The 25,184-nt window shown below is 68.0% G+C and carries 18 protein-coding genes; 12 read left to right on the top strand and 6 right to left on the bottom strand.

Annotated features, from left to right (window positions below):
- Positions 1–3: 3 nt before the first annotated feature.
- The 4 genes from AB0M24_RS27160 to AB0M24_RS27145 all read right to left on the bottom strand — a co-directional run bounded on the left by AB0M24_RS27160 (position 4) and on the right by AB0M24_RS27145 (position 9,521).
- Entirely contained in the window at positions 4–3,921 is a 3,918-nt protein-coding gene (locus tag AB0M24_RS27160) for an amino acid adenylation domain-containing protein (RefSeq protein ID WP_363773581.1), read from the bottom strand.
- Between the two features lie 238 nt (positions 3,922–4,159).
- Positions 4,160–4,840 (bottom strand): GntR family transcriptional regulator, encoded by a 681-nt coding sequence (locus AB0M24_RS27155; protein WP_363773578.1) that lies wholly within the window; start codon positions 4,838–4,840, stop codon positions 4,160–4,162.
- Between the two features lie 34 nt (positions 4,841–4,874).
- Positions 4,875–8,390: a BTAD domain-containing putative transcriptional regulator gene (locus AB0M24_RS27150; protein ID WP_363773575.1), complete on the bottom strand. Its 3,516-nt coding sequence runs from the start codon at positions 8,388–8,390 to the stop codon at positions 4,875–4,877.
- An 18-nt stretch (positions 8,391–8,408) separates the two neighbouring features.
- Positions 8,409–9,521, bottom strand: a complete 1,113-nt coding sequence (locus tag AB0M24_RS27145; RefSeq protein ID WP_363773572.1) for a lipase — start codon at positions 9,519–9,521, stop codon at positions 8,409–8,411.
- Positions 9,522–9,654: 133 nt separating this feature from the next.
- Between AB0M24_RS27145 and AB0M24_RS27140 the strand changes: the two genes are divergently transcribed.
- From AB0M24_RS27140 to AB0M24_RS27120, 5 genes are all read left to right on the top strand, one after another.
- On the top strand, positions 9,655–11,034 hold the full coding sequence (locus tag AB0M24_RS27140) for an extracellular solute-binding protein (protein ID WP_363773569.1): 1,380 nt from the start codon (positions 9,655–9,657) through the stop codon (positions 11,032–11,034).
- 119 nt (positions 11,035–11,153) lie between these two features.
- Positions 11,154–11,978, top strand: a complete 825-nt coding sequence (locus tag AB0M24_RS27135) for a sugar ABC transporter permease (protein ID WP_363773566.1) — start codon at positions 11,154–11,156, stop codon at positions 11,976–11,978.
- Positions 11,975–12,796, top strand: coding sequence for a carbohydrate ABC transporter permease (locus AB0M24_RS27130; RefSeq protein WP_363773563.1), 822 nt, complete (start codon positions 11,975–11,977; stop codon positions 12,794–12,796). Before AB0M24_RS27135 ends, AB0M24_RS27130 begins: the two co-directional genes overlap by 4 nt.
- Positions 12,796–13,779, top strand: coding sequence for an ABC transporter ATP-binding protein (locus AB0M24_RS27125; RefSeq protein WP_363773560.1), 984 nt, complete (start codon positions 12,796–12,798; stop codon positions 13,777–13,779). The genes AB0M24_RS27130 and AB0M24_RS27125 overlap by 1 nt, the downstream gene beginning before the upstream one ends.
- Before the next feature lie 5 nt (positions 13,780–13,784).
- Positions 13,785–14,471, top strand: coding sequence for a phytanoyl-CoA dioxygenase family protein (locus AB0M24_RS27120; protein WP_363773557.1), 687 nt, complete (start codon positions 13,785–13,787; stop codon positions 14,469–14,471).
- A gap of 1 nt (position 14,472) precedes the next feature.
- On the opposite strand, the gene AB0M24_RS27115 is transcribed toward AB0M24_RS27120, so the two are convergent.
- Positions 14,473–15,612 carry a mandelate racemase/muconate lactonizing enzyme family protein gene (locus AB0M24_RS27115; protein ID WP_363773554.1) on the bottom strand — a complete coding sequence of 380 codons (1,140 nt, stop codon included), beginning with the start codon at positions 15,610–15,612 and terminating at the stop codon, positions 14,473–14,475.
- Positions 15,613–15,685: 73 nt separating this feature from the next.
- On the opposite strand from AB0M24_RS27115, the gene AB0M24_RS27110 reads away from it, so the two are divergent.
- The 7 genes from AB0M24_RS27110 to AB0M24_RS27080 all read left to right on the top strand — a co-directional run bounded on the left by AB0M24_RS27110 (position 15,686) and on the right by AB0M24_RS27080 (position 24,456).
- Positions 15,686–16,507, top strand: a complete 822-nt coding sequence (locus AB0M24_RS27110) for an ABC transporter permease (protein ID WP_363773551.1) — start codon at positions 15,686–15,688, stop codon at positions 16,505–16,507.
- Positions 16,504–17,511 carry an ABC transporter substrate-binding protein gene (locus tag AB0M24_RS27105; RefSeq protein ID WP_363773548.1) on the top strand — a complete coding sequence of 336 codons (1,008 nt, stop codon included), beginning with the start codon at positions 16,504–16,506 and terminating at the stop codon, positions 17,509–17,511. Before AB0M24_RS27110 ends, AB0M24_RS27105 begins: the two co-directional genes overlap by 4 nt.
- Positions 17,508–18,299 (top strand): ABC transporter ATP-binding protein, encoded by a 792-nt coding sequence (locus AB0M24_RS27100; RefSeq protein WP_363773545.1) that lies wholly within the window; start codon positions 17,508–17,510, stop codon positions 18,297–18,299. Before AB0M24_RS27105 ends, AB0M24_RS27100 begins: the two co-directional genes overlap by 4 nt.
- A 103-nt stretch (positions 18,300–18,402) precedes the next feature.
- Complete coding sequence (locus AB0M24_RS27095; RefSeq protein WP_363773542.1) at positions 18,403–20,424, top strand: PQQ-dependent sugar dehydrogenase; 2,022 nt, start codon at positions 18,403–18,405, stop codon at positions 20,422–20,424.
- Positions 20,424–21,362, top strand: a complete 939-nt coding sequence (locus AB0M24_RS27090; RefSeq protein WP_363773539.1) for a LamG-like jellyroll fold domain-containing protein — start codon at positions 20,424–20,426, stop codon at positions 21,360–21,362. Before AB0M24_RS27095 ends, AB0M24_RS27090 begins: the two co-directional genes overlap by 1 nt.
- A gap of 155 nt (positions 21,363–21,517) precedes the next feature.
- Complete coding sequence (locus AB0M24_RS27085; protein WP_363773536.1) at positions 21,518–23,527, top strand: PQQ-dependent sugar dehydrogenase; 2,010 nt, start codon at positions 21,518–21,520, stop codon at positions 23,525–23,527.
- On the top strand, positions 23,527–24,456 hold the full coding sequence (locus AB0M24_RS27080) for a hypothetical protein (RefSeq protein ID WP_363773533.1): 930 nt from the start codon (positions 23,527–23,529) through the stop codon (positions 24,454–24,456). Before AB0M24_RS27085 ends, AB0M24_RS27080 begins: the two co-directional genes overlap by 1 nt.
- Before the next feature lie 36 nt (positions 24,457–24,492).
- On the opposite strand, the gene AB0M24_RS27075 is transcribed toward AB0M24_RS27080, so the two are convergent.
- Positions 24,493–25,047, bottom strand: a complete 555-nt coding sequence (locus tag AB0M24_RS27075; RefSeq protein ID WP_363773530.1) for a DUF4232 domain-containing protein — start codon at positions 25,045–25,047, stop codon at positions 24,493–24,495.
- Positions 25,048–25,184 lie beyond the last annotated feature (137 nt).

The raw sequence follows: 25,184 nt of genomic DNA, 5'->3' as shown, positions 1-25,184 counted from the left end.
ACGCTATTCGATCTCCGAAATCCTCAGCGACGGGTCCGCGGTGACGGCCTGCAGAACGTTCTCGAACTCGGTGAGCAGCGTCGTGGCCTGGTCCGGCTTGAACAGCAGTGAGTTGTAGACGACGTGGCCGCCGGTCTCGTGCAGGTGGAACGTGACCTCGGACTTCACGATCACCGGGCCGCGCTGCCTGGCCTCGAACGGGGTCGCGGTCACGCCGGGGAGTTCGAGCGCCGGAATCGGCGGCACCAGGGCGAACGTGACGCGCAGCGGGATGCCTTCGACGACCTCGTGGAACGGCACCTCCTGGTGGGCGTGCGCGGCGGCGGTGGTCGCACGCACGCGCCGGAGCACCTCGTGGAAGTCCGGGTCGCCGGAGAGATCGGTCCTGAGCGCCACGACCTTCGCGAAGAAGCCGATCACCTGTTCCAGCTCTGGTCGCACGCGGTTCGCCATCGGGGTGCCGACGACGACGTCCGTTGCGCGCGTGGTCCGGGACAGCAGGACTTTGAACGCCGCCAGCAGCACTTCGTAGGGCGTTGCCTGTTCCTGAGAGGCCACTGTGGTGACTTTGGCGAGCAGTTCGGGCGTCGGGGTCCACGGCAGCAGCTCGCCCGGGCCGAGCGGGTTGAGGTCGCGGTCGGCCTTGGTGGGCAGCTCGATCGGGCTCATGCCCTCCAGGTGCTGCTGCCAGTACTTCGCGTGCTCCGGCGACAGGGTTTCCCGCTCCCACACGGTGAAGTCGGCGTACTGGACGCTCGGTGCGGCCGCGGTGCCGTTGAGCTCCTCGATCAGCAGGCCCTGGGACCAGCCGTCGCTGACGAGGTGGTGCATGGTCAGCAGCAGCACGTGGTCGTCGTCGGCGAGCTTGAGAACGCGGGCCCGCAACAACATCCCGCTCGCCAGGTCGAACGGTACGGTCATCTCGTCGCCCGCGATGAACGCCGCCTCCTCCGCCGAACGCGCGTCGACGACCTTGAGCTCGACCGGCTGGGCGGGCCGAACCTCTTGCAGCACAACGCCGTCCCGTTCGACGAACGCCGTCCGCAACGCCTCGTGCCGCCGCACCACGCGGTCCAGCCTCGCCTGGAGGTCGTCGAGGTCGAGCTCGCCGTGCAGGCGGATCGCCAGCGGCACCGTCCAGAAGCCCGCGGCCAGCACCGAGCCGAACCAGCGGTTGCCCTGGTTCTGCGCGAGGGACAACGGCACCGGGCCGCGCGGGCGAGAGGTCACCGGCTGGGTCCACGACTTCTCGCTGAACGTTCGAGCGAGGCGTTCCGGCGTGCGGTGGTGGAACAACGCCGGCAGCGGCAGCTCGACGCCGAGTTCCGCGCGGACACGGGTGATCACGCGCGTGGCGACGAGGGAATGGCCGCCGAGTGCGAAGAAGTCGTCGGTGGCGCCGACGTCCTCGATGCCGAGCACGTCCGCGAAGATCTGGCACAGCGCGGCTTCCTCGGTCGTGCGCGGCCGGACGTGCGGGGAGCGGAGTGCCGGTGCGGGCAGCGCACGGCGGTCGACCTTGCCGTTCGCCAGCAGCGGGAACTCCTTCAGCTGCACGAAAACCGACGGGACGAGCTGGACCGGCAGCCGGGAAGCGCAGTACTCGTGCAGATCGATCTCACCGATGACATAGGCGATGAGTTGCTTGTCCCGCACCACGACCACGGCCTGCCCGACTGCGGGATGCGCGTTCAGCACGGCCTCGACCTCGCCCGGCTCGACCCGCACGCCGCGGATCTTCACCTGGTCGTCGACCCGGCCGTGGAACTGCAACTGGCCGTCGTCGCTCCACGACGCGAGGTCGCCGGTCAGGTACATGATCTCGCCGGGCTCGTGCGGATTCGCCACGAACGTCCGCGCGCTCAGCTCCGGCCGTCCGTGGTAGCCCTGTGCCAGACCGACTCCCGACACGCACAGCTGACCCGCGACACCGACCGCGGTGGGCAGCAGGTTGGCGTCGAGCAGGTGGACGCGGGTGTTGTCGATCGGGCGGCCGATCGGCGCGGTCGTGGGCCAGTCCAGCACGTCGGCTGGCAGCGAGTACGACGTGATCACGTGCGACTCGGCGGGGCCGTAGTGGTTGTGCACGCGCAGCCACGGCCGCAGCGCGCAGAAGTTGCGCAGCCGGACGTCGAGCGTCAGCGGTTCGCCGGCCTGCGAGACGTGCCGCATCGAGGCGAACGACGGGTCCTCGTCCAGCAGTGCCCGCAACACCGAGTCCGGCACGAACAGCCGGGTGATCTTCTTTGCGTCGAGCCAGGCGGCCAAAGCCCTGGGATCGCGCCGGACCTCGTCGGACGGGATCACCAGGGTGCCGCCGAACAACAGCGCCGAGAAGATCTCCTGCACCGACACGTCGAACGTCGAGGTGGTGAACTGCGCGGTGCGGCTGTCCGGCTCTCGTTCGAGCGTCTTCTCCTGCCACCGCAGCAGGTTCACGACACAGCGGGACGGCATCAGCACGCCCTTGGGCCGCCCGGTCGAGCCGGACGTGTAGATCATGTAAGCCGGACCTGGCTCCACTCGTTCCAGGGCGGTGTCCGGGAGGTTCGAGGCCTTTGAGGGACACAGTGGACTGTGGAACAGCACGCGGTTCCGGCTCACCACAACGGCGAGCCGCGCGTCGTCGACCAGGAACTGGATCCGGTCGAGCGGGTGCTCGGGGTCGATCGGCACGTACGCCGCACCGGCCTTCAGCACACCGAGGATCGCCACGATCATCTCGATGCCCCGGTCCAGGCACAGCCCGACTCGGTCACCCGCGCTGACGCCGTTGTCCCGCAACAGATGCGCGAGCTGGTTCGACCGCCGGTCCAGCTCGCGGTAGGTCACCGCGTCGTCGCCGTGCTCGACCGCGACCGCGTCCGGCGTCGTCAGCACCTGCTCGGCGAACAGGTCGGGGATGCCGACGTCCGGCAGGTACTCGGCGGTCGAGTTCCACCGCTCCAGCAGCACGGCCTCGTCCTGGTCGATCATCGAGATCCGGGACAGGCGCTGGTCGTTCGACGCGTTCAGCACCCGCGCGAGGTGCTTGAGGAACCGCGAGATCCGCGGTCGGTCGAACAACGCCCGGTTGTAGAGGACACGGCCGTTCTGGATCTCGATGTCGAAGCTGGTGAACGCGACCTCGGGGTCGTAGAGGTCCCGGCGCGGCCGCAGGTCGACCTGCACCTGCACGAGCGGATGCCGCGACAGATCCCGTTCCGGCGCCAGCAGATCCACGACCTGGTCGAACGGGACGAGCTGGGTTGCCGCCGCGGCCAGCAGCTCCGCGGTCAGCCCGCACAGCTCGCCGAACGCCGGGTCGCCGGACAGATCTCCGCGCAGCACAACGAGTTCGTCGTCGACGACAACACCGATCGGCACGTCGGCCGACCGCGTGTACCGGCCCAGCACCACCTGCAGCGCCGCCAGCAGAGCGTCCGAGTCGACGTCGACCGACCACGGCACGACCCCGGCTTCGGGTCTGTGCAGCGGTGGTCGCGGCCGGTCCGTCGGCAGCTCCGGCACCGGCAGGTCCCGCAGCTGCTCCAGCCAGTAGTCCGGAGAACCCGTTGGTGCGTCAGGCGGAGCGCCGCCGAGCACGGACTCCAGCACGCGGATGTCGCCGAGAATGCCGTGCATGGTCAGCACGAGCAGCGACGAGTTGATCTCCAGGGCACGGACGAGAGGCCCGGTGCGCAGGTCGAACGGTTCGGTGATCTCGGCGCGAACCGCGGCCCGCACATCGGACACCTGAATCTTCCGCGTGACGACGGGCGGCCCACCGGGGACGGGCCGCCCGTCGTCGTCGAACCGGACCAGGAGGGTGTCCGGCACGCTGATGACGACAGGGGTGGTGATCAGCGTGATGTGATGGCCGGGGTTGCCGGGATCCAGCTGATCGAGGAACCACATGCGGCGCCGGGTGTGGTCGGTCACGGTGCCTCCCTGCGAGTCACCACCGACGCTAACGCCGAGAATCTGGTCGGATCCCTCGTCTTTGCTGGTCTAGCCCAACACGGGCGTTCCTCGCGTTCGGCTGGCACGCTTTACGCATGACCAACGAGGACGGGACGGAGACGGATGTGTGCACACGTCTGCTGCATCCCGGTCTGCGTTGGGGCACAACGGTTCTCCCGTGTGCCTGCGTCCGGTGCGGGCCGCCTGAGCCGCCGTCTCAGGCGGTCGACCGGCGGATGACGTGATCGGCCCGCGGCAGGTGCATCGTGAGGTGCGCGCGATCACCCCGCAGGACGACCCATGATCGTTCGATCGGGACACCGCGGTAGTCGTGTGCCATCCACGCGATCGACAGGACCGGTGTGGCGGGCCTGATGTCGAGCATCCCCGCGATGCGCGGCGTCGCCAACGCGGTGGTGCACCACGGGTGCAGCTCGCCGAACCGGACTTTGTACCTGTCGACGAGGAACTTCCGCAGCGGCGCACTGCGGTCGTAGGCCTCGGCCAGGCCGGGGAACTGGGAGGCGCGCAGGTACGTGGATCTGACGCCGATCGGCTCGTCCCCGCGGACGAGCACCGACTCGACGTTGACCACGTCCTGGGCGCCGATGGTCCGCACCACGATCTGCTCGCGGGTGGCGAGGTCCTGGACGAGGGCGTCGAGGCTCAGCCGGTGGACCTGCTTGCGGGGCGCGACAGCCGTGCCCTGCCGACCGGCCTTGCGGATGAGCTTGCCCTCGAGCACCAGCTCGTCCAACGCCTTGCGGATCGTGGTGCGGGACATGCCGAACAGCTCGGCGAGCTCGCGTTCCGGCGGGAACGGGGTGTTGTCGGGCAGCTCGCTCAGCAGGTCGAGCAGCTTGGTCTTGGCCTGGTAGTAGCGCGGAATGGCGGACACACCTGGACGCTATTTCCGGGCGATAACTGGCGACTCATCGCGCCTCGTGAGCGTCCGGGATCGAGCCGATCTCCTGATATATCCGGAAAGCTTCTTCTCTATTTCCTTGGAGGTAGGCGACGGCGGCGTCCAGCCAGCGCGACGGGGCCACTTCGGCCACGGCCTCCACGCCATGTCCGGCGGCGGCGAGCACTTTCGGCAGGTTGACGCCGATCGGGCCGGTGATCTGCCGTCCGGGCAGCACGGTGAGCAGCTCGTCGACCCATTCGGTGACTTGCTCGCCGTCTTCCAACGCGATCCGTGCGCGCATCACGAGCGGATGCTGCATTTCGGCTGGATGGCCCCTCAGACGGCCGCATTCGACCGCCTCGATCGCATCCTCACGAGCACCGGCGAGATCACCCGTCAGCAATCGCAGCCGGGACCGCATCGCACGGTAGAACGGATCCGCGGGGTTGTTGGTGACGGATTCGTCGACGATCGCGAGCGCCTGCGGGTAGGCGCCCTCCCAGAACAGCTCGACGTAACGGGTGGAGTCGAGCCAGCCGAGCGTGTAGCTGTCGCCGTGCCGCAACGCCGCGATGCGTGCTTCCGACCGCGCGGCGAGCCGTCCTGCCCTGTTGCCGAGCAGGCCGTACGCGGTGCCGAGGTTGTAGAGCGTCAGCGCGGGGGAGACCCCGAGCCCGCGCAGCACCGCGACCGCCGCGACGATGTCCTCGACGCCGTCGCGGTCACCCGACTTGACCCTGGCGAGCCCCAGCGACTCGAGCGCGGTCGCCCGGTGCTCGTTCTCGGCCCCGACGAGCGCCGCCCGCGCCGCGCTGATGGCCTCGCCCATCCGGCCCTGCAGCGACAGGGTGCGCGCGAGGCTCGCCTGCGTGCGGTAGGTGCGCTCGTCCGGTTCGGCTCGCGCGAGGAGGTCGATCGTGCGGTCCGCCGCCGTGATCGCCTTCTGGTGCTCGCTGCGGTGCCGCCACGCCCGCCACAGCGCCTGGGACGCCTCCGCGGCGCCGGCGAAGTCGCCCGCCGCCTCGAACAGGGCGATGGCGTCGGTGAGCTCGTCCGTGCCGCCGCCGCTCCAGGCGAGGCTCGACCCGAGCATCGTCAGCTGGTCCGCGCGGTCCGGGTGCTCGGGCGGGCACACCGCCAGCGCTGCCTGGTAGCAGCGGATCGCCGTGTCCCGTGCGGCGAGCCCGGTCGCCTTGTTGCCGGCCTCGGTGAGCGCCTCCCGTGCCTTCTGGCCGAGGATGTCGCACGGCCGTCCGGCGGCTTCGGCGAGCCACACGGCCTGCTGGAAGTGGTGTGCCAGCAGCGGAACGTGTTCCAGCGGCAGGGCTTTGAGCCACTCCGCGGCGTGGTAGTGCTTCATGGCTTTGGTGGTGCGCGGGACGCGGTCGTACGCGACGTCGCGGACCAGCACGTGGCTGAACGTGTACTCGGCCTCGCCGATCACGTTGCTGGTGGCGCTGCGCTTGAGGAAGTCCTTCTGCCGCAGCACTTCCAGGCACCGCGTGACCTCGGGAACCTCGCGTTCGGCGACCGCGGCCACCGCACCCGGCCACACCGTGGTGCCGATGACGGCCGCGTCCTGGAGAACGACCTTTTCCAGCGGTGGCAACGAGTCGAGGCGCGCGCCGATCACCGTCTGCACGGTGTCGGGCAGCGTGTGCTGGTCGCCGTCGCGGAGCATGCGGACGTACTCACCGGCGAACAACGGGTTGCCCGCCGAGCGCTGCAGCAGCTCCGGGAGGTCTGCCGTGACGTCGTGCTTCGTCGTCAGCATCTTGAGCAGCAGTGCGGTGTCCTCTTCGGACAGTGCGTCGAGCGGGACGACCTCTCCCCACGCCGGGCGGCGTTCGAGCAGCTCCGGCCGTGCGGTGGCGAGGATCAGCAAGGGCACGTCGTCGGCGGTGCCGGCGAGGCCGTGCAGGTAGTCCAGCAGCAGGTCGTCGGCCCAGTGCAGGTCCTCGACGATCACCACGAGCGGTTCGGCGGCGATCTGCTCGACCGTGCGGCGCCACGCCATCAGCACGTCGCTGCCCTGCGGTGTCACGCCCAGCAGAGCGCTCAGCTGCGTGACGAGCCACGGGTCGTCGCTGATCGCCTTGATCTTGCCGGTGACGACGTCCGGCGCGTCGGAGTCGAGGATTCCCGCGTGGCCGCGGATGACCTGCGCGAGCGGGGCGAACACGTCGTCGCGGCCGAACGGGGGAGTGCGGCCGGTCAGCGTCCGCCGGCCGGCGGCGAACTCCCTGGTGAGGCGGGACTTGCCGGTGCCGGGCTCGCCGACCAGCGTGATCATGCGCGGCCGGCGTGCGCGCTGGACCTGCTCGAAGGCCTCGCACACCTTGGCCAGCTCGCACGACCTGCCGACGAACGGGGTGTCGTCGCCGGCCGGGGTGAGCGTGCGGTCCGTCGTCGGGCAGGTCCTGACCTCGCCCACGACGGTCAGGGCGACTTCCCGCAGGCCTGTGTCGAGCAAGGTGCCGCCGACTTCGAGCTTGTCGCCGGACGTGACGAGCGCCGGACCCGTGACCACCGCTGCCGCCACCGGGTGGCCGCTGGTGATCTCGAACGCCGCCCTGACGGCCCGTGCCGCGTCGTCCTCGCGGCTGGTCGGAGCACCGAACGCCGCCGCGATGGTGGAGCCGAGCGTCGTGACGATCACGCCGCCGAGGCCCTCGATCGTCTCGCTGATCGCGGCCACCTCGGCTTCCAGCAGCTCGTCCGCTGCCTCGTCGGCGCCGCGCAGGTCGAGTCGCGTGACGAGCACGCTGACCTTCTTGCGTTCCAGCACGAGCGGATGCACCGAAGCGGAGAGCGCGAGCGACGGGTCCTGCGTGAGGATGGCCTGTTCCAGCGCGACCAGGTCGCGGCCGGGGTCGATGCCGAGCTCCGCCGCGAACCTCTCCCGTGCCGCGCGGAAGGCCGCGAGCGCGTCGGCCTGCCTGCCGGACCGGTAGAGAGCGAGCATGAGCTGGCCCTGCAAACGTTCCCGGAGCGGGTGATCACGCACGAGAGCTTCGAGCTCCGCGATCACCTCGCGGTGTTTGCCCGAGGCCAGCTCGGCGTCGAACCTGTCCTCGACGGTGATGTCGCGCAGGTGCTCGATCTCGACGAGCGCGGGCCACCTGACACCGTCCGCCACCAGGTCCGCGAGCACCGGCCCTCGCCACAACGCCAGCGAGTCGCGCAGGATCACGGCCTTCTGCTCAGGCCCCGGTGCGGTGGCGGCACGAGCTGTGGCGGCGCGGAACCGGTGCAGGTCAACGCGATCCGGTTCCGCGCGCAGCAGGTAGCCAGGCTTGCGGGTGACGAGGTCGAGCTCGGCTTTTCTGAGTGCCGACACGACGTTGAGCAGAATCCCGCGCGCCGTCGGAGGATGCCCGTCCGGCCACAACGCCTCGGTGAGCTCGCTGATCGACACCACGCGCCCGGCGTTGAGCAGCAGGAACCCGAGCGCCGCCCGGCGGGTGAACCCACCGAGCCGCAGCTCGTGGCCGTCCACCCGGACCAGCAGCGGCCCGAGGACGTTGAACTCGACAGACATCGGTCTGGACCATACCTGTCACTCCACGAGTCGGATCCCCTCGTGACGCGGCCGGTCGAACAGCGTCGTGCTCCGGTGCTTGAGGTGGAGGTCGAAGAACGCGGCCACGTAGTCGTGCTGGGCCTTCAACGCGTCCTTCGGATCGATCGTCCCAATGAGACCGTCCGCGCGTTCCGGGTCGATCTCGGGGATCTGGGGCACCGACCACTGGAGGTCGCTGAACCCGAAGTGCGCGCCGTCGTCCAGGTGCACGTCCCGCTTCCACCCGCGCTGGTTCGGCCAGAAGTCCGCCCACGTCCTGGTCAGGCTCGTGTCGCGATGGGTGAGCTCGCGTTCGCCGTCGTCGCCGCCGAACAGCAGGAACGGCCGGTCGAGGCCCTTGACCACTTCTCCTGGCGCGTAGGAGCCTCCGTCACCGGTGTGCTCCATCCCGCCGTCGATGTTGATGCCCGCGTCGAACCTGCGGTCGTGCACCATCGTCTCGCCGGCCGTGTAGCCGCCGGTCGAGTGCCCGGCGATCCCGACTTTGCTCAGGTCGGCGTTCTGCGTGAGCTTCGGCAGCTGGTCGAGCACGAACCGCATGTCCGCGACCCGCGTGTCGATGACCTTCTTCATCGTCGCCGGGCTGCCGTCGACGCCGCCGTACTCGATGCGGTTGCCGGGGAACTCCACGGCGAACGCCTCGTGCGTGTGGCTCACCGTCACCACGACGTAGCCGCGGCTCGCCAGGTCGTCCGCGGCGCTCGTGTAGAACTCGCGCGGCGCCTGCAGAGCCGGGGAGAACAGCACGACGGGCCACTTGTTCTTGATCGGTGGAGCGTCCACACGGGCCTGTCGCTTCGTCTTGGCCCAGTCGACGGTTCCGACCGGAACGTCGAGGAACGCCGGGCTGGAGATGATCGGGTCGGCTGCCTTCGCGAGGCCCTCGGCGAGCCAGGGCGCGTGCTGTCCCCTGCGGTGAGCCGGGTAGCTGACGGTGACCATCAGTTCCCGGTTCTTTGACGGTTGGAACGGGTCAACTCGCGTGGAATCTGTCAGGTGAGCGTCGAACGTCCCCACCGGGAACGGGCCGCTGACCTGCGGTGATATGAGCGTGGAAGCGGCCAGGACAGCCGCTGCGACCAGGTGCATGTTGATCTACCCCCTTCGCGCGTGAGCCTCCCAGGCGCGCGCTGAGAGGGGGCTGAGACCTTGTGGCTGCCGTGATCCAGTGCCAGGTTGGGAGTTGACGTACCAGCTGGTCCTCTGGGTGGGGAGATCACGGATGCGGCGGACAAGGGTGTTCGGGCTGCTGGCGGTGTGCGGACTGGTTTCCGGCTGCCTCGGGCAGACGCAGGAGGGTGATCAGGCGCGCAACGCCGACGCCAAGGAGATCACGCTGACGATCGTCGCCAACGCGGCGCAGGGCGGCAAGAACGCCCGTGGCGCCAACTGGCTGCAGAACTGGGTGATCCCGAAGTTCACCGAGCTGCAGAAGTCCCGCGGGGTCACGGCTGTGGTGAAGTTCGAGCAGAACGGCACCGGCGACGAGGACTTCAAGACCAAGGTCGCGCTGGACCTGAAGACCGGCGGTGGCGGCGACATCATCGAGATCGACGGCATCTGGCTCGGCGAGTTCGCGCAGGCAGGGCAGATCAAGCCTCTTGACGACGTTGTCGGAAACACCGCGTGGGACGGCTGGGACAAGATCCCCAAGGCCGTGCAGGGGCTCGGCGAGTTCGAGGGCAAGCGGTACGGCGTGCCGATGGGCACCGACGGGCGCGTGCTGTTCTTCAACAAGAAGCTGTTCGCTTCCGCTGGTCTGCCCTCGGACTGGCAGCCTCGGTCGTGGCAGGACGTGCTGGACGCGTCCGCTCGCTTGAAGGCCCTGCCCGGTGTCACGCCGCTTCAGCTCAACGCCGGCAGCGCGATGGGCGAGGCGACGACGATGCAGGGCGTGCTGCCCGCGTTGGCCGGCACCGGCAAGCCGATCTACGACGGCGGGAAGTGGCAAGGGGACTCGGCTGGGGTGAAGGACGTTCTGGGGCTGTACCAGAAGGTCTACGGAAGCGGCCTCGGCGATCCCGTGCTGCAGCAGGAGGCGAACGGGCGGCAGCGGTCGTTCCAGCTGTTCAGCGAGAACAAGATCGGCATCCTGCTGGAGAGCGACTACTTCTGGCGTTCCGTGGTGGAGCCCAAGAACGGCGTCGCCAAGATGGCGGACCGCGACACGGCGGTGGGCTGGGCTCTGGTTCCGTCGCGTCAGGCCGGCTCGGGTGTCGGTGGGCAGGACTTCGTGTCGATGTCCGGCGGCGGCGTGCGGGTGATCAACCCCAACACCAAGTACCCCAGGCAAGCGTGGGAGTTCATGCAGTTCCTGAACTCCGCCGAGGCCGTGAAGGAGTCGCTGGCCGGGACCGCGCAGCTCACGCAGCGGCAGGACGTCAACGACGAGGTGCTCAAGGGCGACCCGATGCTGACGTTCATCGCGGAGAAGGTCCTGCCGATCACCCGGTACCGGCCTGGGCTCGCGCAGTACCCGAAGGTGTCGGCGGCCTTGCAGCAGGCGACGGCGGACGTGGTGTCCGGCAAGAGCCCGGACGAGGCGGCGCGCGCCTATCGCGACGCTTTGGTGAAGGCCGTCGGCGAGGCCAACGTTGGCTAGCGGGTCGTTTTCGATGAACGGCGCTTTTGTCCACCTGAGGTGCACGAAAGCGCCGTTCATCGAAAACGGGCGAAGGGATGGATAGCTCCGGGTTGGGGGTTCGGCGGGCGGTTGTGTTTGTGGCGCCCGCCCTGCTGCTCATCGGGCTGTTCCTCGTCTTCCCCGCGCTCTGGACCCTCTACATCGGCATCACGAACTACCAGCTCACCGGACCCGCCGCCGCCAACCCGCAGGTCGTCGGGCTCGACAACGTGATCGAGGCTGTGCGCGACCCGCTGTTCACGAACTCGGTGTGGCTGACGGCGTTGTTCGTGCTGTTCTCGGCGGTGATCGGGCAGAACGCGCTCGGCTTCGCGCTGGCGTGGCTGCTGCGGTCGGTGAGCCCGTGGCTGCGGCGCACGACCGAGGGCCTGGTGCTGCTGTCGTGGATCCTGCCGAGCACGGTCGTGGCGTTCCTGTGGTTCGCGGTGCTGAGCCGCGACACCGGCACGCTCGGCCTGCTGCTCGGCTCGCCGCAGACGTCGTGGCTGGTCGAGTACCCGATGACCAGCCTGATCATCTTCAACGTCTGGCGCGGCACGGCGTTCTCGATGCTGCTCTACACCTCGGCCCTGGCCGCGGTGCCGCCGTCGCAGCTCGAGACCGCGCGGCTGGTCGGGGCGTCCGGCTGGCAGACCGTGCGGGACGTCGTGTTCCCGCACATCCGCGGGCACGTGCTCACCAACACCCTGCTGATCAGCCTGTGGACGGCCAACGACTTCACGCCGTTCCTGCTCACGTCCGGCGGGCCCAACCACCGGTCCGAGGTGCTGCCGGTGCTGATCTACCGGCAGGCGTTGGAGGGTGGGCAGCTCGGGTATGCGTCGGCGATGTCGATGCTGCTGCTGGTCGGGAACCTCGTCGTCGCGCTGGTGTACCTGCGGCTGTTGCGGAGGCGGGCATGAGTCCTCTGTGGATCGTGCGCAGGATCGGCTTCTACGTGCTGGTCACGGTTTTGCTGGCGTTCTTCGCGGTGCCGATGCTGTGGCTGGCTTCGGCGCCGTTCGACTCCAAGCCCGGTCTCGGGTTGCGCTGGCCGGATTGGACTCTGTCGAACGTCTCCGCCACTTTCGACCACCCTTACACGTTGTCGTCGCTGGTGAACTCACTGATCTTGTGCGTCACCGCGACTGTCGTGACGACTGTGCTGGCGGCGCTGGCGGCCTATGCGTTGTCGCGGGTGCGGATTCCCGGGCGGGATCTGTTGCTGTACCTGCTCTTGTTGTTGTCTTCAGTGGTGACGGGGACGGCCGCGATGGTGCCGATCTTCGTGATGATGCTGCAGCTCGGCCTGATCAACTCGCAGCTCGGGACGGCGCTGGTGATCGCGGGCGGCATGCTGCCCGCCGCGATCTTCATCCTGAAGGACTTCATGGACGCCGTGCCGCGCTCGTACGAGGAGTCGGCGCGGGTGTTCGGCGCCTCGCCGCGCCAGGTGCTGAGCCACGTGGTGCTGCCGGTCGCGCGGCCCGGTGTCGCGACGATCTTCGTGTGGGCGTTCGTCAACGCCTGGGGCAACTTCCTGCTGCCGTTCCTGCTGCTGCGCGACGTCGGTCAGCAGCCGGCGGCCGTGCTGCTGCGGACCCTGTACGACGAGGGCGGCAGCGCCAACCTGACGGTGATCCCGGTGTTCTCGTTGCTGTACTCGATCCCGGTGGTCGTGCTGTACCTGTTCGTGAGCAAGCGGTACGGGTTCCGATTCCACGGAGGCATCAAGAGCTGATGGCGGGCATCACTGTGTCGGGGCTGTCCACGGTCTACCCCAACGGGGTGCGGGCGGTGGACGCGTTGGACCTGGAGATCGCCGACGGCGAGCTGTTCGCGCTGCTCGGCCCGTCGGGCTGCGGCAAAACGACTTTGCTGCGCACGATCGCGGGCCTCGAAGGTGCTTCGGAAGGAGCGGTCGGCATCGGCTCGCGGGACGTCACGCGGCTGCAGCCCGGCGATCGCCGCGTCGCGATGGTCTTCCAGGACTACGCGCTGTTCCCGCACATGACGGTCGCCGAGAACATCGCTTATCCACTCCGAGTCCGCGGTGTTGCGAAGTCGGTCCAGCAGGAGACGGCGGTGCGCACGGCCGGCGGGCTCAGCCTGGGAGCGTTGCTGGACAGGCGGCCTGGGCAGCTTTCCGGTGGCCAGCAGCAACGGGCGGCCCTCGCCCGTGCTGTCGCGGCCTCGGCCGAGGTGCTGCTGCTCGACGAGCCTCTGTCCAACTTGGACGCGCGGTTGCGGTTGGAGGCCCGGACGTTCCTCAAGAAGCTGCAACGAGAACTTGCCTTGACCACGGTGTTCGTGACGCACGACCAAGCCGAGGCGCTGGCGTTGGCCGACCGGATCGCCGTGATGGACGCGGGCCGGATCCGCCAGCTCGGCACGCCGCGCGAAGTCTTCCAACGGCCTGCGGACACGTTCGTCGCCAACTTCATCGGCTCCACGCCCATGAACCTCGTGCCACGCGATGACGTGATCATCGGCGTGCGGCCCGAGTACCTCGTACCGGCTGACGGGGGTCTGTTCACCGGCTCGGTGTCCATTGTGGAGAACCTCGGCGTCACGTCGCTGGTGACGCTGGACTGCGGCGAGGACCAGATCGGCTACATCGTGCCCGAGGACGCCGAACCGGAGATCGGCGCGACCGTGACCGTGGACGCTCCCGCCGCCCGCGTTCTGCGCTATGACAAGGAGACCGGCCTACTCGTGAGGTGACCGCGATGTTCCAGACCGACGGCTACGAGACGCGTCCGAGCGTGCTCTCGCCGGCCAAGTTCGAAGCCCTGGCCGCCCATTTCGAGGCCAAGCTGGCAGCCTTGCCACCGGGAGAGCGCCCGGAGCACATGGACGTGCCTCACCTGACGGATCCAGCGTTGTTCGAGTGGCTGCTGGACCCGGACGTGCTGGACCTCGTCGAGTCGCTGATCGGCCCGGACATCGCCCTCTTCTCGTCCCACTTCATCTGCAAGCCCGCGGGCGACGGCAAACCCGTGCCGTGGCACCAGGACGCGCACTTCTGGCGCGACACCATCGCACCCGCCGGCGACGCGATCACCGTGTGGCTCGCCATCGACTCCAGCACGGTCGAGAACGGCTGCCTGCGCGTGATTCCCGGCAGCCACCTCGCGCCGGTCGAGCACACCGGCACCGAGGACTCGTTCTTCAACCAGGAAACGGCGGTCGACGAGTCGCGCGCGGTCGACGTCGAGCTTGCGCGCGGCGCGTGCAGCATCCACTCGGCCATGCTGGTGCACGGCAGCCCGCCGAACCGCAGCACGTCACGGCGCTGCGGCTACACCATGCGCTACATGCCGACCACGGTCAGGTTCCTGAGGGAGGACCGGAAGATCTATCTGGCCAGGGGACGCGACCACGCCGGGAACTCCTACGCGGAGGTCGGGGTCTGATTCACGGCCAGAGTTCGATCGCGAGCTCCTTGACCGTCTTCTCGTCCACCTCGACCCCCAGTCCCGGTCCCGATGGCACCCGCGCCATTCCCCCGCGGACCGTGATCCCGTCCGCGTAAGGCGACGAGATGAACTGGCGCCCGTTGAGATCCGCCGGCCCGCCGATGCCGTGCGCCGCGAACAGGTGCAGCGACGCGGCCAACCCGACATCGGAATCCGTGAGCCCGGAGCCGAGAAGCCTCACCCCGCAATCCTCCGCGAGCTGGCACAACCGCCGCGACAACGTGAGCCCACCCGACCGTTGCACCTTCGCGACCGCGACATCGATGGCATCCAGCTTCACGAACGTCGCGAGATCACTGGGGTGCCGCAGGCTCTCGTCCAGCGCGACGGGCAGGGGAGAAGCGGCCCTGAGTCGTCGCTGGCCGGCGACATCGTTGGCAGGCAACGGTTGTTCGAACGCGAACACGTCGAACTCCTCCAGCTTCCGCGCGATCCGCAACGCCTCGTCGACGGAGTAGGCCTGATTCGCGTCCACCCACAACGGCGCTTCCGGAGCCTCCGAACGCACCGCTCGCACCACGTCCAGGTCGGTGCGCTCGTCGTGCAGCCCGATCTTCACCTTGAACGCCCGATAACCCTCACCCAGTCCCTCGGCAACGCACGCAGCCACCTCGGCAGGCGTCTGACCGGACACGATCCACGCCAGTTCGACCTCCTCGCACCGCCGCTGCCCCCACAGCACCCCGAGCGGCACCTCCAGCGCCCGTCCGACCAGGTCGTGCAGCGCCACGTCCACGGCGGACTTTGCCAGTGGCGCCCCGATCGAGAAGCCGCGGTTGATCGTCCGGTCGAACACCCGGCTGACCCCGTCCAGCTGCCAGATCGGCAGCCCGATGATCGCCGGTGCCAGATAGCGGGAAATCGTCGTGAAGATCGATTCAGCCGTCTCGTACGTCCACGCCGGAATCGGGGTCGCCTCGCCCCACCCGTGCACCCCGCCGCCACTCACCTTCGTCAGGATGCGAATGCTCGGATGACCTGCGACGGCGACGCTGCCACCTGATACGCCGAACGACCGGATCGTCGGCAGCGCAACGGCGTAGACGTCCACTCGTTCAACGGTCAGGTCAAGCTTCATCGTTCCTCCATCTTGACCGGTCAGTGGACCGGACATAGCGTACGGGAAAGCGCTTTCCGACCTAGGGAGCTTCGTGAAACCGGTTTCGGGGGACCGCTGGCGCGGCGTTGTCGAGCGATCGTGGCGACCGGCCGCGCTGCTCGCCGCCTGCCTCGCGATCTGGCACCTCATCACGGTCACCGGCCTGGTCGAGGCCTACCTCGTGCCGTCACCGGGCAAGACGTTCGACCTCCTGGTCGACAAGTGGTCCTACCTCTGGGGCCACACGTGGGTCACGACCTACGAGACGCTCCTGGGTTTCGCGCTCGCGGGCGTCCTCGGCGTCCTGATGGCCGTCGCGATGGTCTACTCGAAGACGATCGAGAGCACGGCCTACCCGCTGCTGCTGTTCGCGCAGGTCATCCCCAAGATCGCCATCGCACCGCTGTTCGTGGTCTGGCTCGGCTTCGGCTTCGAGCCCAAGGTCATCGTGGCCGTGCTGATGGCGTTCTTCCCGGTCGTGATCTCCACGGTCACCGGTCTCAAATCGGTCGACGCCGAGATGCTCGAGCTCGCCGCCACCATGGGCGGTGGACCGGTCAAGACGTTCGTGAAGATCCGCTTCCCGGCCGCGCTGCCGCACCTCTTCGCGGGTCTCAAGGTCGCCGTCACGCTCGCCGTCACCGGTGCCGTGGTCGGCGAGTTCGTCGGCTCCAACGAAGGCCTCGGATACGTGATCCTGCAGGCCAACGGCAACATGGACACCCCGATGCTGTTCGCCGGCCTGATCGTCATCTCGGTCGTCGGCATCCTCCTCTTCCTCCTGCTCGACCTCGCCGAACAGCTGATGCTGCCGTGGCACTCGAGCAGGCGTGGCGCCGCCGTCACAACCCTTCTCGCGAAAGGCGGATCATGAAGAAGCTGCTCGCAGGCTTACTCCCCGCGTTGCTGGTGGTCGCCGCCTGCGGTGGTGGTGGCGGTGGCACCTCGACGCAACCCGGTGAGGCCAAAGAGGTCACGCTGACGCTCAACTGGTACCCGTACGGCGAGCACGCGCCGTTCTACTACGGGGTCAAGCAGGGCATCTTCGAGAAGCACGGCATCAAGCTGAAGATCCAGGCGGGCCAGGGCTCCGGCAAGACCGTGCAGGCGACGGGTGCGGGTCAGACGGACTTCGGCTGGGCCGACACGTCCGCGCTCGCCACCGCGGTCGAGACGGGAGTGCCGGTGAAGAGCGTCGGCGTGTTCCTGCAGACGACGCCCGCGTCCGTGCAGTTCTTCTCCGAGAAGAACATCAAGAAGCCCGCGGACCTCAAGGGCAAGTCCGTCGCCACGACGGCGGGTGACGCGCTGACCAAGACGTTCCCCGCGTTCCTCAAGCAGAACGGCATGCAGGAGTCGGACGTCTCGATCCAGAACATCGACCCGGCGGGCAAGATGGCCGCGGTGATCTCCGGCCGCACCGACGTGCTGCTGGGCTTCGCGTCCGACCAGGGGCCGACGATCAAGGAGAAGGCCGGCAAGGACGTCGGTTACCTGCGGTTCTCCGAGTTCGGCCTCAACTACTTCAGCAACGGGCTGCTGACGTCGAAGTCCATGCTGCAGAAGGATCCCGAGCTGGTGAAGAAGATGGTCGCGGCCACCCAGGAGGCGTGGGCCGAGGCCGAGAAGGCACCGGAGGCCGCGGCCGAGTCGATGAAGGGCGCCGCCGAGCAGCTGCCGTCGCCGACGGTGGTGCTGGAGCAGTTCAAGACCACGCTGACGTTGCTGCACACCGACGCCACGAAGGGCAAGGCGCCGGGCGTCAACAGCCTGGACGACTGGAAGAAGACCATCGACACCTTCCAGAAGACAGGGATCATCAAGGCCGCGTCCGAGCCTTCGGCGTACTGGGAAGAAAGCGTGGCACCCAAGGGATGACCGGAACGTTGAACGCCACAGCCGCAGTCGAGATCAACGGTGTCGCCGTGCGCTTCCACTCGAAGCGCACGGAGGTCACCGCGATCGAGCAGGTCTCGCTCGACGTCGCGCCCGGCGAGTTCGTGTCCATCGTCGGGCCGTCGGGATGCGGCAAGTCGACGCTGCTCAAGCTGGTCTCGGGGTTGTTGACACCGAGTGCGGGCTCGGTGACGTTGCTGGGCGAGCCGGTGCGCGGGCCGCGGCACGACATCGGGTTCGTGTTCCAGCGGGCGGCGTTGCTGGAGTGGCGTTCGGCGCGCAAGAACATCCTGCTGCAGGCCGAGATGCGCGGCATGAGCTCGGCCGAGGCGGGCAAGCGCGCTGATGAGCTGATCGAGATGACCGGACTCTCGGGGTTCGAGAACGCCCTGCCGCACGAGTTGTCCGGTGGCATGCAGCAGCGCGTGGCGTTGTGCCGCGCGCTGCTGCATCAGCCACGTGTGCTGCTGATGGACGAACCGTTCGGCGCGCTGGACGCGTTGACGCGCGAGCAGATGAACGTCGAGCTGCACCGGGTGTGGCGGGAGACCGGCACGACGGTGCTGCTCGTGACGCACTCGATCGCGGAGTCGGTGTACCTGGCGAACCGGGTGATCGTGCTGACGCAACGGCCCGCCGTGGTCAAGGAGGTCATCGAGGTCGACCTGCCGGGCGAACGCGACTACTCCGAGACGATGGCCCGCCCGGAGTTCGCGGCGGCCACGGCACACATCCGGGACCTGCTGGGGGCTGTCACGGCGCACGAGTGACACGGCTCGACCAGTCCCCTTGTGACTGGCGTCACCCGTGGGTAGAGTCTGGCACGCCGCCGCGTGGTAAGCGCTTTCCAAAGCCGATCCACGAGGTGGTGCGATGTCCAGGCGGTCGTTCCCGGTTGTCTTCGCCGCGCTTGCTCTGACCGCGGCTTCGCTGGTGCCGCAAGCAGCTGCCCAACCCGGTCCTGTCTCCGATCCGCTCCCGACGCCGGCACCGTCCGGCATCGGCGTGAAGCTGCAGGAGGTCGCGCGGCTGCCGCAGTCGTCGACCACTCCGACAGCCGGGGACAGCCGGCTGAAGCAGTACAACAGGATCAACTACCTCGGCGAGATCCCGGACGGTTCCGGCCGGTTCTTCGTGCCGGACATGAACGGCAAGCTGTACACGCTGAGCCGCGACGGCAGCGGGCAGCGCACGTACCTCGACGTCCGCGCGACGATCGGTGCGACGTTCCACAACCACCAGGGGCTCGGCAGCGGGTTCGGGTTCGTGGCGTTCCACCCGCAGTTCGCCACCAACGGCAAGTTCTACACCGCGCACACCGAGGCCAAGGACGCGCTGAAGAACCGCAAGCCGGACCTGCCGTCGTCGTCCAACGCGGTGGTGCACGGCGTGATCACCGAATGGACCGCCTCGAATCCCGCGGCGGCCACGTTCTCGGGCACCCGGCGCGAGCTGCTGCGGATCGGGTTCGAGATGTACCTGCACGGGTTCCAGCAGATCGGCTTCGGCCCGGACGGCTTGCTGTACCTGGCGACCGGTGACGGCGGCATCGGCTACCGCTCTGACGTGCCGCAGGACGTGAAGGTGCCGCAGGGCAAGATCCTGCGCATCGACCCGGCAGGATCCAACAGCGGCAACAAGAAGTACGGGATTCCGCCGTCGAACCCGTTCCTGGGCAGGCCGGGCGCGCTGGCCGAGCTGTACGCGATCGGCATGCGCGACCCGTACAGGTTCAGCTGGGACAACGGCCGGATGTTCCTGGGGCACATCGGCGAGAAGGTCGTCGAGTCGGTCTACGAGGTCAAGCCGGGCGCGAACCTCGGCTGGGGGCAACGGGAAGGCCACCTGACGTACAAGCGCAACGACTCCAAGTGCCAGCTCTACCCGTTGCCCGCCGACGACACGAAGTTCGGCTACACGTATCCCGTCGCCGGGTTCGACCACAACCGGCCCAACGGTGGCTGCGGGGACAGCGGGAACGCGTTGATCGGCGGGTTCGTGTACCGCGGGGCGGCGGTTCCTTCGTTGCAGGGCAAGTACGTCTACGGCGAGGGCGTGAAGGGCCTGCTGTACTTCGCCGACGAGAAGGACATGCGGGCCGGTGCGCCGATCGCGAAGTCGTTCGAGCTCGCGGTGTACGACTCGGCGGGCAAGCGGACGACGCTGAAGACGTTGACCGGCAAGAGCCGCGTCGACCTGCGGCTCGGCACGGACGCCGCCGGTGAGCTTTATGTGCTGGCCAAGGCGAACGGCAAGATCTGGAAGGTCACCGGGACGATCCAGACGCTGGAGGCCTGTGACCCCGGCAGCGATGTCGTCAGTGGAGTGACTTCGGCCAAGGACTGGAAGCCTGTCACGGTCTCGCGTTGGCGCTTCCCCGGAACCGAAGTCGTGCTGTCGAAGGCGGGAACCGCGCGGCCAGGTCCGCGGCGCCCCAACGAGTACGCGGTGGTGACCAAGGGACCGGCGTTCGGCAACGTGACGATCGACGCCCAGGTGCGGCTGGACACCCCTGTGTCGCAGAAGGACCGCGACGTCGTGATCGTCTGGGGATACCAGTCGGACACGAAGTTCTACTACGCGCACCTGTCGTCGGACAACAAGATCTACCCGCACAACGGGATCTTCCTCGTCGACAACGCCGACCGGCTGCGCATCGACGACCAGTGGAACGGCTCGGTCGGCGCGCCGCCCGCCGTGACGGACATGAAGTGGCACAAGGTCCGGATCACGCACTGCGTGGACACCGGCTCGATCGCGGTGTTCGTGGACGGCTCGTCGCAGCCGTTGATGACCGCGACGAACACCGCTCTGAAGTCCGGGCGGGTCGGGTTCGGTTCGTTCGACAACATCGGTCGCGTCGCCGACCTTCGCATCACCGGAAAGGGTCTGTGATGAGGAAAGCCCTGCCCGCACTCGTCCTGGTTCTGGCGTGTGCGGCACCAGCGCAGGCCGAACCGTCCTCGGAGGTGTTCCCCGGCATCGCGTCCGCGGTCGTCAACCACTACGACTTCGAGCACCCGCTCGCCGGTGACTCGAAGAAGGAGGACGACATCGGCCGGGCCGACTCGCGCACGCCGATCTCGTTGATCAACGGCGGCGCGGCGATGCGGGTGGCCGACGGCGCGTTCCCCGGTTCCAAGACGTCGATGCAGCTCAAGCAGGTCAACCCGGCCAAGTCGGGCAACGACGACTGGAAGGCCGGCGTCTACGACTCCAAGGGCGTCGCTTCGATGAAGGCGTTCAACAAGGTGCGCTCCATGTCGATCATGACGTGGGTGAAGATCACCGGCGAGGCACCCGCGCGCAACTCGAACTCGTCGGGCACCGGCGACTTCTACGGCGCGATCGGGTTCGCGGGCGTGCTGACCGGCAACTCCGACGGCCACGCGGCGCGTGCGCTGCTGGAGACGGAGAACCACGACGGTTCGATGAAGCTGATCGCGCTGGCCCGCCGGGTCGACGGCGCCGACAAGCAGTTCTGGGTGTCGAAGGCCGAGTGGAAGACGCTGGTACCGGCCGGGAAGTGGGTGTTCCTCGCGGGAACGTTCGACTTCGACAACGGCACGGTCGGGCTCTACGTCGACGGCAAGCCGGTCGACGGCGCCTACGCGGTCAAGGGTGACCCGTTCAAAATCATCGGACCTCCTGAGCCCGATTTCTCGTCCGCGACGAACCCTCGCGGGATCAAGATCGGCGGCAGTCACCCGCAGAACAACCGCGAGACCAACGCCTGCAACTGCCGCATGGACAGCTTGATGCTGCTGGATCGCGCGTTGACCGCGGACGAGGTGAAGGCGCAGTACGAGTGGGTCACGAAACCTCGGAGGTGAGGGTTGTAACCACCCTGTTCGGTAGGTAGATTCCGGGGGCCGCTGCACTTGGAAAGCGCTTTCCGCTGCCGTGCTGCCACGGCCTGGCCCACAGGGTGGTGGGGATGTACAGACGGTTATCTCGTTTGGCTGTCACAACATTCGTGCTCTCAGCCTTGTTCGTACCCGTCGCGTCGGCGCACTCGGATGCGCCGATCGCCGACCCGTTGCCCACGCCCGGCGCCTCGGGCCTCGGCCTGGAGCTCACCGAGGTCGCGCAGCTGCCGCAGTCGACGCCGGTTCCGCCGCCGACCGATGCGAGGCTGAAGCGCTACAACCGGATCAACTACCTCGGAGAGCTGCCCGACCGCTCCGGCCGCCTGTTCGTGCCGGACATGAACGGCAAGCTCTACCTGCTCGACCACGGCGTTCAGCACGCCTACCTGGACCTGGGCGCTGTGGTGGGCCCTGACTTCCACAACCACCGCGGCCTGGGGAGCGGGTTCGGGTTCGCCGCGTTCCACCCGAACTTCAAGCGCAACGGCAAGTTCTACACGGTGCACACGGAGACCGGGTCCGCGCTGACGACGAAGAAGCCGGACCTGCCTTCGCCCGCGGACGCGCAGGTCCACGGCGTGATCACCGAGTGGACCGCGTCGGATCCTCGCGCCGATCTCTTCGCCGGTACGCACCGGGAGATCCTGCGGGTGGGCTACGCGTCGTTCATCCACGGGTTCCAGGAGATCGGCTTCAACCCGAACGCGCACTGGTGGGACGAGGACTTCGGGTTGCTGTACCTGGCGTCGGGTGACGGCGGCATCGGCCTCACGACGACGGTGCCGCAGGATCTCGGCCTGCCGCAGGGAAAGATCCTGCGCATCGATCCCGCCGGCAAGAACGGCGTGAACGGCCAGTACGGCATTCCGCGCGCGAACCCGTTCGTCGGGCGTGCGGGTGCGTTGGGGGAGATCTACGCCTACGGCATGCGCGACCCGTACCGCTTCAGCTGGGACTCCGGCGGCTCGCACAAGATGTTCCTCGGCCACATCGGCGAGAAGGCGGTCGACTCGGTCTACGAAGTCCGCAAGGGCGCCAACCTGGGCTGGAGCGAGCGCGAAGGCTTCTGGTCGTACAAGAAGAACGACCCGTCGTGCGGGGTGTTCCCGCTGCCCGCCGACGACGCGAAGTACGGCTACACCTATCCCGTCACCGCGTTCGACCACAACCGGCTGGCTTCGTCGCGGCCGTGCGCGGACAGCGGCAACGCCTTGATGGGCGGCTTCGTCTACCGGGGCTCGAAGATCCCCGCGTTGCGCGGCAAGTACATCTACGGCGAGGGCGTGAAGGGTCTCATCTACTACGCCGAAGAACGCGAGATGCGCACCGGCAAACCGATGGCTGCCACCCGCGAGATGATGGTGTACTTCAACGGCCAGCTGACCACCCTCAAGGCCCTGGTCAACGACCCGAACCGGGTCGACCTGCGCTTCGGTCAGGACGCCGACGGTGAGCTCTACGTGCTGGCCAAGGCGAACGGCAAGATCTGGAAGGTGACGGGTGCTCGCACCTTCGCCTCCTGCCGCACGGGCCACGACTTCGTCGCCGGGGCTTCTTCGTCGCGCTCGTGGGAACCGGTGACGCCCGCTCTGTGGCAGTTCCCCGGCCGTGAGGTCGTGCTGGCAGAACCGGGTGTCGCTCGTCCTGGCCCGCGGCGCCCGTTCGAGTACGCGGTGCTGAAGAAGGGCCCGGCGTTCGGCTCGGTGCAGATCGAAGCGTCCGTGCGCCTCGACACCCCGGTGGCCGAGTCGAACCGCGACGTGATCATCGTGTTCGGCTACAAGTCGGACACCGAGTTCTACTACGCGCATCTCTCGTCGGACAACAAGATCTACCCGCACAACGGCATCTTCGTCGTGAACAACGCCGACCGCCTGCGCCTGGACCACCAATGGGACGCCGCACGTTCCGTAGGCGCTGCTCCTGCGGTCTCTGATTTGGCCTGGCATCGGGTGCGGGTCAGACAGTGCGTCGAGAGCGGCGAGATCGCCGTGTACATGGACGGCTCGCCCTATCCGCTGATGACCGCCGTCGACAAGACGTTCTCCTCCGGTCGCGTCGGCTTCGGTTCGTTCGACAACATCGGCAGGCTGCGCGACCTGCGCGTGCAGGGCAAGGGAGTGCGGTGATGAGACGACTTCTGGTTCTCGGTGTGGCGGCGGCGTTCCTCGTGGGCCTCGCCGCACCCGCGCAGGCCACGTTCGGCACGGTGCTGCCCTCCCTGTCCCGCAACCTGGTGTCGTACTACGACTTCGAACACCCGGTGCGCGGCAACAAGGCCCTGGAGCAGGACAGCGGCCGCTCGGGTACTTCGTTGCAGTTGATCAACGGCGGCGCCGACATGCGCGTGCGCGACGGTGCATTCTGGCGCAGCCGCACCTCGTTGCAGCTCAAGCAGGTCAACCCCACCGTCGCCGGCAACGACGACTGGAAGGCGGGCCTCTACAGCGAAACGGGCGTGCCGTCATTGCGGGCCTTCAACGGCACCCGTGAGGCGTCGATCATGGGCTGGGTGAAGATGACGGGCCAGAACCCGGCCCCGAACTCCAACTCCGCCAACCCGTCCGACTTCTACGGTGCCATCGGTCTCGCGGGCGTGCTGTCCGGCGACTCGAACGGCCACGCGGTCCGAGCCTTGCTGGAGCTCATCCAGGTGGACGGCGAACTGAAGCTCGTGGCGCTGGCCCGCCGGGTCGACGGTGGCGAGTCGCAAACGTTCGCAGCTGTTGAGCCCTGGCAAAAGCTGTTGCCTCAGAACGAATGGGTCTTCCTCGCGGCGACGTTCAACTTCGACACGGGCGCGATGGTCCTGTACCGCAACGGAAAGCCCGTCGACGGCAAGTACGTCGTGGCGGGCGACCCGTGGAAGCTGGAAGGTGAGCCGGAGCCTGATCTCGCGTCGGCCACCGACCCGCGCGGCATCAAGATCGGCGGTAGCTACCCGCAGAACAACCGCGAGGGCAACGCCTGCAACTGCCGGATGGACAGCCTGATGTTCCTGAACCGCGTCGCGAAGCCGTGGGAGGTGCACCTCCAGTACCACTGGATGAAGGGCTGACCAAGGGGGGTGGGCGGCGACCGCCGCCCACCTTCGTCAGTCGAAGACGAGGACGCCCTGCGTGACCGGCTGCATCGTGCCCACCTTGGCCTCGCTCACCTTCATCTTGCTGACGTCGGCGATCGGCTGGCCGTCCGTCCCGATGAACGTCACCTTTGCCGGCACCAGGCCGGGCAGCTCAGCCGTCATCTCGTTGATGGCGAACGAGTTGGCGTCGTCGTCCACGTCCAGCTGCACGCCGGCGAACGCGGTCTGACCAGGCTGCAGCGTGATCGACGGGCCCTCGCCCGGCACCAGCTTCTGCTCGACCGGGATGGCGGCGGGCTGGTTGGCGGGGTTGGTGAAGGTGAGCTTCGGCCAGCCCTGGAACGTGACGGGGGCCTTGCCGTTGTTGGTGGCGGCGAGGAGGCCGAGGCCTGGTTTGCCCTGCAGGGTCAGCTTCACCTCGATGGCGGGCTTCTGCTTGTCGGAGCCGGAGGTGGGTGCACTGCTGGTCGGGGAGGGCGCCTGACTCTGGGGAGCCGAGGTCGTCGACGTTCCGCAGGCCGCACAGGCAGCAGCGAGAACGGCGGCGAGAATCGTGACACGCATTGGCCAACCCCTTAGCACCCGGTGAGTTGTATTGATCACCATCGAATATCCCGGTCGGGGAGCGTCGTAAACCTCGACCGCTCGATCGGGTGGGGTGGAATTCAACTCCCGAGTAAGAGGACGTTGGGACAGTTCGC

It is taken from the genome of Lentzea sp. NPDC051838 (assembly GCF_040681245.1).
Classification (GTDB): domain Bacteria; phylum Actinomycetota; class Actinomycetes; order Mycobacteriales; family Pseudonocardiaceae; genus Lentzea.
The sequence above is the reverse complement of the archived record's forward strand: the minus strand, read 5'-3'. Positions and strand labels throughout refer to the sequence as shown.